At 69.9% G+C, this 7545-nt stretch carries 9 protein-coding genes; 1 reads left to right on the top strand and 8 read right to left on the bottom strand.

Translation table 11 applies throughout. The annotated features are described in order from the left end of the window. On the top strand, nt 1-214 hold a 214-nt coding region (locus CKO31_RS26545; protein ID WP_207148108.1), incomplete at its 5' end, for a hypothetical protein. A gap of 337 nt (nt 215-551) precedes the next feature. On the opposite strand, the gene CKO31_RS24750 is transcribed toward CKO31_RS26545, so the two are convergent. The 8 genes from CKO31_RS24750 to CKO31_RS24785 all read right to left on the bottom strand — a co-directional run bounded on the left by CKO31_RS24750 (nt 552) and on the right by CKO31_RS24785 (nt 6960). After that, a complete protein-coding gene (locus CKO31_RS24750) occupies nt 552-788 on the bottom strand; it encodes a glutaredoxin family protein (RefSeq protein ID WP_200243193.1) in 237 nt (78 codons plus the stop codon). A gap of 175 nt (nt 789-963) precedes the next feature. Beyond that, a complete protein-coding gene (gene xerC, locus CKO31_RS24755; protein ID WP_200243196.1) occupies nt 964-1944 on the bottom strand; it encodes a tyrosine recombinase XerC in 981 nt (326 codons plus the stop codon). Between the two features lie 32 nt (nt 1945-1976). Further along, on the bottom strand, nt 1977-2666 hold the full coding sequence (locus CKO31_RS24760) for a DUF484 family protein (protein WP_242475668.1): 690 nt from the start codon (nt 2664-2666) through the stop codon (nt 1977-1979). 56 nt (nt 2667-2722) lie between these two features. Beyond that, nucleotides 2723-3553: a diaminopimelate epimerase gene (gene dapF, locus CKO31_RS24765; RefSeq protein WP_200243200.1), complete on the bottom strand. Its 831-nt coding sequence runs from the start codon at nt 3551-3553 to the stop codon at nt 2723-2725. A gap of 118 nt (nt 3554-3671) precedes the next feature. Further along, a complete protein-coding gene (locus CKO31_RS24770; RefSeq protein ID WP_200243201.1) occupies nt 3672-4349 on the bottom strand; it encodes a class I SAM-dependent methyltransferase in 678 nt (225 codons plus the stop codon). Nucleotides 4350-4497: 148 nt separating this feature from the next. Then, nucleotides 4498-5742, bottom strand: coding sequence for a diaminopimelate decarboxylase (gene lysA / locus CKO31_RS24775; protein WP_200243202.1), 1245 nt, complete (start codon nt 5740-5742; stop codon nt 4498-4500). Nucleotides 5743-5771: 29 nt separating this feature from the next. Continuing rightward, entirely contained in the window at nt 5772-6074 is a 303-nt protein-coding gene (gene lptM / locus CKO31_RS24780; RefSeq protein ID WP_200243204.1) for an LPS translocon maturation chaperone LptM, read from the bottom strand. A 70-nt stretch (nt 6075-6144) separates the two neighbouring features. Continuing rightward, the gene (locus tag CKO31_RS24785; RefSeq protein WP_200243206.1) at nt 6145-6960 is read right to left on the bottom strand and encodes an META domain-containing protein; all 816 of its coding nucleotides are present in this window, start codon (nt 6958-6960) and stop codon (nt 6145-6147) included. Nucleotides 6961-7545 lie beyond the last annotated feature (585 nt).

Below are 7545 nucleotides of genomic sequence, written 5' to 3' on the forward strand. Positions count from 1 at the left end.
GACGAATATGGCACTACTTTCAGCGCCAAAACCGCAAGTCTTTGACTTTACTGATGGCCGCTTCCCGCTCGTGTACTTTCGATCAATGACTTACCGAAAATCCGCGCTGGAAAATGTCAAAGATGGGCTAAGGCCGTTGCGATCAAGCCCTGACCAGGATTCGACAAGGCTTGATTTAGCACTCCACCAGGTTCTGTCGACGTGCTTGCGCTGATAGGTGCTGAGCAGGGACAAGGCGCCCGCCAAGAGCTCATCGTTTGAGCCACCCACCGGCCTAGACTTCCACGCCGGCATCGCATCGGAGCGTTACTTCGCTGCCTTGGCTGACTTGATGGGGATCTTCGACGGCCCAGCTGATCTGACCAGCGGACCTGACCAGCGGACCTGATTCGCCTGGAACAGGCCCCCCGGAGCCTCGCCAAGCGCGTCTGCGCAGAGGGTAGTGAGCTTTGAGCGCGAGGCTGCAACGGCTGCGCGCCGAGCTGGACGCCTTTGATCGTTTCCTGGCCGATGTCGCCGGCGAGGCGACGGGCCGCGTACAGCCGCCGCGCCTAGCCGTGATACAGCCGCCAGAAGCGCTTCTCGTCGAAGCCGTCGAGGCGTGCGTCGCCGATCATCAGCGTCGGTACGCCGCGGGCGCCCAGGCGCTCCAGCGCCTTGCGGGCGCGCGGATTGCGCGACACGTCCATCTCGCGGAAGGCGATGCCCTCGCGCTTCAGGAACGCCTTGGCGCGCTTGCAGTGCGGGCAGTTGGCGGTGCTGTAGAGGACGATGCGCTTGGCGGACATGATCTCGGCTCGTGGGAGCGGCATCCCTGCCGCGAGGATGCGGCGATGCTGGTGCCAATGGCGTCGCGGCCAGAGGCCGCTCCCACACTGCGCTGCGCTGCACGGCTGTGGGAGCGGCATCCTTGCCGCGACCTGCTGCGGCGGCCTTGCTGTCGCGGCCAGAGGCCGCTCCCACTCAGCGCTTGCGCTTCGCCCGTGGATGGGCCTGATCGTACACCTGCGCCAGGTGCTGGAAGTCCAGGTGGGTGTAGATCTGGGTGGTGCTGATGTCGGCGTGGCCGAGCATCTCCTGCACGGCGCGCAGGTCGCCGGAGGACTCCAGCAAGTGGCTGGCGCAGGAGTGGCGCAGCAGGTGCGGGTGCAGATTGCGCCCGGCGCCGCGGCGCTCCGCCCACAGGCGCAGGCGCTGCTGCACGGTGCGCGGGTGGATACGCCGGCCCCGGCTGCTGACGAACAGCGCCGACTCGTCCTGGCCGGCCAGGAGCCCGCGGACCTGTAGCCAGCGCTGGATGGCCGCGAGCGCGGCGCGGCCCACCGGCACCCGGCGGGTCTTGGCGCCCTTGCCGAGCACGGTGAGCGTCGCGTCCGCCGGGTCGATGTCGCGGGTGTCGACGCCGATGAGCTCCGCCAGCCGCAGCCCGGAGGAGTAGAAGAGCTCCACCATGGCCGTGTCGCGCAGGGTGAGCGGGTCGTCGTCGCCCCCCTGCTCGGAGCCGGGCGCGGTATCCGCATCGATCAGGGCGCCCAGCTGGTCCGGGTCGAAGGTGTTGGGCAGCCGCCGCCCGGCCTTGGGCGGGCGCACAGTGCGCGCGGGGTTCAGGGTCGCCGCGCCCTCGCGCAGCAGGTATTCGAACAGCGCGCGCAGCGCCGAGAGCTCCCGCGCCAGGGTGCGGGCGCCGATGCCCGCGCGGTGGCGGTCCGCCACATAGCGGCGCACCTGGCCATCGGTGAGTGCGGGCCAGTCGCCGGCTTTGCGCTCCGTGCGCCAGGCCAGTATCCGGACCAGATCCCGGCGATAGCTGTCCAGTGTATGGGGCGACAGCCGGCGCTCGTGCGCCAGGTGGTGCAGAAAGGCGTCGAGCCAGTCGTCGCCGGTGGCGGCTCCGGCGATGCGCAGGCTGGCGGTGGCGGGTGTGATGCGCGGGCGCTCTGCCATGGGCGGGCGGCACGACGGCGGGGTCGCCGCTGCTAGCCTTCGCGGTGGGCCAGGTCCGTGAGCTTGGCGCCGGCGATGGCACCCAGGCGCTCCAGCAGCTCCGTGCCCATGTCCCGCGTGAAGCGCTTGGGGTCTGCGCTGCCGATGGCGAGCACGCCGGTCTGCTCGGTGCCGCGCATGGGCACCAGGGCCGCGGATTGGATGGCCTCGGCATCGGCGCCGAACAAGGGCTCTGCCTGCTTCGGGCTCAGGGGGCCGCAGAGGCAGCGGTCGCGGTCGACGAATTCCACGAAGGCTTGCACCACGGGGTCATCGGCGCGCTGCTCCGGGTCTACTGGGAAGAGCCGGATGGCCACAGCCTCGGCATTGAACTGCTCGCGCAGCGCCGCCTCCAGGGCGGCACAGGCGCGCTCCAGGTCCGGGACGGTAATGAGCTGTACCGTGAGCTCGTGCAGCCGGGCGGCGAGCTGGTCGTACTCGTGCGCGCGGGCCATCAGGTGGTTGAGCCGCCCGCGCTCGTTGGCCAGCTGCTCGCGCAGCACGGCGACCTGGTGCTCGATCAGCGAGACGGCGCCGCCGGCGCCATGGGGGACGTGCAGCTTCGCCAGCACCTGCGGGTGGCGGAGCAGGAAATCCGGGTGCTGGAGCAGGTAGTCGGCGATCGCTCGGCTCTGCGCTTCGGCGTCCGGCTCAGATGCGGCAATGGGGGCGTTACCGGACAAGGGCTCAGCGGACGATGGATCCCCCGACGCTGAATCCCCTGCTTTGGGGCGGCTGCTCATAGATCGATCTCTCCGTCGAACACGCGGGTCGCAGGCCCGGTCATCTGCACCGGCTTCCCCAAGCCTTGCCAATGTATCACAAGGGTTCCACCCGGAAGCGTCACCGCTACGTCGGGGTCCAGCTCCCCCCACAGATGTCCAGCCACTGCGGCGGCACAGGCACCGGTACCGCAGGCCAGGGTCTCACCGGTGCCGCGCTCCCAGACCCGCAGGCGTACCCGCCCGCGGTCCTGGATTTGCACGAAGCCGACGTTGGTCCGGTTCGGGAAGCGCGCATGGCACTCGATGCGCGGGCCCAGCTCCGTAACCGGGGCGCGGTCTATATTGGCGACCTGCAGCACCGCATGCGGGTTGCCCATGGACACCGCGGCAATGGCCACGGCGCCGTCGTCCACGTCCAGGGTGTAGTGCGGCGCCTGCCGCTCGGCGACGAAGGGGATCTCCGCCGGTGCGAGCTTGGGCACGCCCATATCGACGCTCACCTGGCCGTCCGGCTGCACCTTGAGCAGCAGGGGGCCGGCGGCGGTGCCGACGGGGATCTCGGCCTTGTCCGTCAGCCCGGTATCGCGCACGAAGCGCGCGAAGCAGCGCGCGCCGTTGCCGCATTGCTCCACCTCGGAGCCGTCGGCGTTGAAGATGCGGTAATGGAAGTCCGTCTCCGGCAGCTGCGGCGGCTCCACCAGCAGCACCTGATCGCAGCCGATACCGAAGCGCCGGTCCGCAAGCCGGGCCGCCAGCGCCGGCGTCAGGTCGATGCGCTCGCGCACGCCATCGAGCACGACGAAGTCGTTGCCCAGGCCGTGCATTTTGGTGAAGCGTAGTGGCATGTAGGTCGAGCTTCGGGTTTCGGGTTTCGAGTTTCGGGTTTTGGGTTTCGAGTTTCGAGTTTCGAGGTGAAAGGGCTTGCGATTGGTCAGGACCTCGCCACTCGTTACTCGTTACTCGTCACTCGCCACTGACCCTCCCCCATACCGCCAAGTGCCGATCGCTGACCACGTTCACCGCCAGCTGCTCCGCGAGTCCCGCGGCGCGCAGCTGCTCGGTGACCTCCGCGGGCTCGAAAGCGGCGTGCAGAGAGTTGCGGAAGTCCTGCTTCAGCACCTCCGGCGCATCGGCGGCGTAGCTCTCCACCAGTGCTGCGGCGTGGCCGGCGGAGGCGGGCCGGGTGAGGTCCATCACCAGCACCAGGGCCCCGGGCTTGGCCGCGGCGCGGATGCTGCGCCAAAGCACCTGCGGCTCGTGCAAATGGTGCAGCAGGCTGTTGGAGAGGATCAGATCATAGGCGCCGGTCTCGACGCGCCCGGACGGCAGCTTGTCGCAAATGAGCCGCGTGCGGCTCGCGATGCCGGGAAGGGCATCGATGGCCGTCTGCGCCAGGTCCAGCATGGCCTGGCTGCCGTCGAGGGCATCGCAATGCAGTTTTGGGTAGCGCCGCAGCAGGCGGATGACGATGTCCGCCGGGCCGCAGCCCAGGTCCAGCGCACGGCAGTGCGTGAGCGCGCCGCTCGATTGCTCCTCCAGCAGGCGCAGGAAGAGCTCGTTGGGCTCACTGAAGTCGGCCTCGGCATAGGCCCGGGCCTGCTCGGGGCCCTCCATCAGCTCGGGCTCGGGGCTGCGCTTCATGGCGTGGCCTCCTGGGTCTCGTGGATGGTCTGCGCGCGTGCTCGTGTGCCTGCGCTCGATCGCTGCCGGCCCATCGCTATCGCTATCGGTAGCGGCATCCAACCGATCCCGGCCCGGCGGCATCATCGAGACCTCCGGCACATGCGCTCTAAGGCAGCCTGGACTCGTCGGCGTAGAGGTCCGCGAGGCGCTCGCGCCGGCGCACCAGATGGGCCCGGTCGCCGTCCACCATGACCTCCGCGGCGCGGGGCCGGCTATTGTAATTGGAGCTCATGGTGAAGCCGTAGGCGCCGCTGGAGCGCACGGCGAGCAGGTCGCCTTGCGCCAGCACCAGCGCGCGGGCCTTGCCCAGGAAGTCTCCAGTCTCGCAGACGGGGCCGACGATGTCCCAGGGCAAGGGCTCGCCGGCGCGCTGCACCGCGGGCACGATGGCCTGCTCCGCCCCGTAGAGCGCTGGGCGCAGCAGGTCGTTCATGGCCGCATCGACGATGGCGAAGTTGTGGGTCGGCGTGGGCTTCAGGTACTCCACGCGCGTGAGCAGGATGCCGGCGTTGCCGGCGATGGCGCGGCCCGGCTCCAGGATGATCTCCAGGTCGCGCTCGCCAAGGCGCGCGCTCAGCGCTTCGGCATAGGCATCGGGCTCGGGCGGCGCCTCGTCGGTGTAGCGGATGCCGAGGCCGCCGCCGAGGTCCAGGTGCTCGATGGCGATGCCTTGCTCTGCAAGCCGATCAGCGAGCGCCAGCACGTGGTCGAGGGCGTCCAGAAAGGGAGAGAGCTCGGTCAGCTGGGAGCCGATGTGGCAGTCGATGCCGGCGACATGGATGTGCGACAGCGCCGCCGCGCGCCGGTAGACGGCTTCCGCGGCGTGGATGTCGATGCCGAACTTGTTCTCTTTGAGACCGGTGGAGATGTAAGGATGGGAGCGGGCGTCCACATCGGGGTTGACCCGCAGGGAGACCGTGGCGACGCGGTCCATGTCCGCGGCGACGTCGGCGATGCGCTCCAGCTCCGGCTCCGACTCTACGTTGAAGCAGCGGATGCCCGCTTCCAGGGCGCGGCGGATCTCGGCCGCGCCCTTGCCGACGCCGGAGAAGATGATCTTATCGGGCTCGCCGCCGGCGGCCAGCACCCGCTCCAGCTCGCCCACGGAGACGATGTCGAAGCCGGAGCCGAGCCGCGCCAGCAGGCTCAGCACGCCCAGGTTGGAGTTGGCCTTGACCGCGAAGCAGATCAGGTGAGGCCGCGCGCCCAATGCGCGGTCGAAGGCGTGCCAGTGACGCTCCAGCGTGGCGCGGGAGTACACATAGCAGGGGGTACCGAAGCGCTCGGCCAGCTCGGTCACCGGGATGTCCTCAGCGAACAGGCGCTCGCCGCGGTAATTGAAGTGGTCCATCGAACGGCTCTGCGCAGCGGCCCGAAGCCTTACTGGCCCGCGTCGGCGGCGGGCTGCGCCGGCGGGTCGGGTGGCCAGTCCGCGGTCTCGGACGGGAATGGGAACGGCGGCGCCTTGCCGCGGGCATCGCGCTCGGCGCGTGCCGGGTCGTCCTCCGCCAGGTATAGACTCCCTTTTTGCCCGCAGGCGCCGAGCAGGAGCGCACAGGCGAGTCCGGGCAGCAAGAGGCAGTGACGGCGTCGGGATTGCATGGCGCCGATGATGCCGCATCCGCCGCTGCCGGGCAAAACCCGACGCACTGGCCATCCCTGCTCGGGGTTGGGGATGTCCATGTCGGGCGTACACCGCTGGGGGTCTGGACGAGCCCGGCCCGCCGGTGGGCGCTGCTGCCTCGGGTGTCGCTCAGTCCCCCGGACTGGCCGCTGCCGGCTCCGCCGCCTGGAAGCGCGCCTGGGTGGCGCCGTCGGCATCCAAAAGCACCAGCTCATCGCCGCGGATGCGGTAGGCCGCTGCCCGCTCCAGCGCGGCGAAATAGGCGGCCTCCTGCTCGTTGACGCCCTCGGGCTCCGGACAGAGCATCTTGGTGGCGGCGAGGGGGCCTTCGAGGGCGAAGTCCCCGTCGGCGGCGATGAAGCCACCGCGGTAGTTGTTGCAGGCCCGCCCGCTCAGGCGGCCGTCGTCGGCGAGCATGAGCACGAAGTCACTGCCCGGGAGCACGCTGGTGACGGCGCCCTTGCCGTTGTTGTAGTGCGTCAGCGACCAAGTGGTGCCCGTCAGCGGCGTGCTCTCCAGCTCCGTGAAGGCGAGTAGCGTCGCATCGTCGGCATCGGTCAGCACCAGCCCGTCGTCGCTCACGTCGAAGCCCGCCACCTGCGTGAGCGCCACCGTGACGGCCTGCTCCTGATCCATCAACGGCGGCGGGCAGGCCATCATGGTGCTGGCCAGGTTCGGGCTGATGCGCAGCTCATCGCCGTCGACCGTGTAGCCGCCGAGCAGACGGTTGCAGCCGGCGCTGCCGCCGAGGCGCCCGTCCTCGAAGCGCAGCACGGCGGGCCGGTCGGCCTCCATGGCGTCGGTGAGGCCGGCGTCGGTCCAATATTGGGTGAGCTGCCAGTCCCGGTCTTCGAGGCCGGCGGCCGCCCACGCGGTGCCGGGCAGGCCGGAGGCGAGCAGCAGGGCGGCGACTGTATTGCGGAGCAGGCGGTGCAGCGGCGTCATCGGGCGGTCTCCATGGCATTGGGGTCTCGCGGCGGCCTGCATTATGGCCCATCGGCGCGCAGCGCAATGCAGGGAGCACACGCACAGGATCGCGCGTCGGCGGATCAGCCACCGTGGGAGCGGCCTCTGGCCGCGATGCGTGTCAGCGGGGGCCGCAGTGCGTCGCGGCAAGGATGCCGCTCCCACATCCGCGAGTGCCCGTGGGAGCGGCCTCTGGCCGCGATGCCTGTCAGCGAGGCTGCGGTGCGTCGCGGCAAGGATGCCGCTCCCACATCCGCGAGCGCCCGTGGGAGCGGCCTCTGGCCGCGATGCGTGTCAGCGGGGGCCGTGGCGCGTCGCGGCAAGGATGCCGCTCCCACATCCGCGAGCGCCCGTGGGAGCGGCCTCTGGCCGCGACGCGTGTCAGCAGAGGCTACGGTGCGTCGCCGCAAGGATGCCGCTCCCACATCCGCGAGCGCCCGTAATGGGATGGTCCGCCCCGCTTCTCCAACCCCGCCCGAAGCGGGCACACTGACGGGGGGCAAGCAAGCCACCGTCAACCCGAGATAGCGGAGCAGACCAATGACAAAGCGTAGCAAAGAGCGG

Source organism: Thiohalocapsa halophila (assembly GCF_016583825.1).
Classification (GTDB): domain Bacteria; phylum Pseudomonadota; class Gammaproteobacteria; order Chromatiales; family Chromatiaceae; genus Thiohalocapsa; species Thiohalocapsa halophila.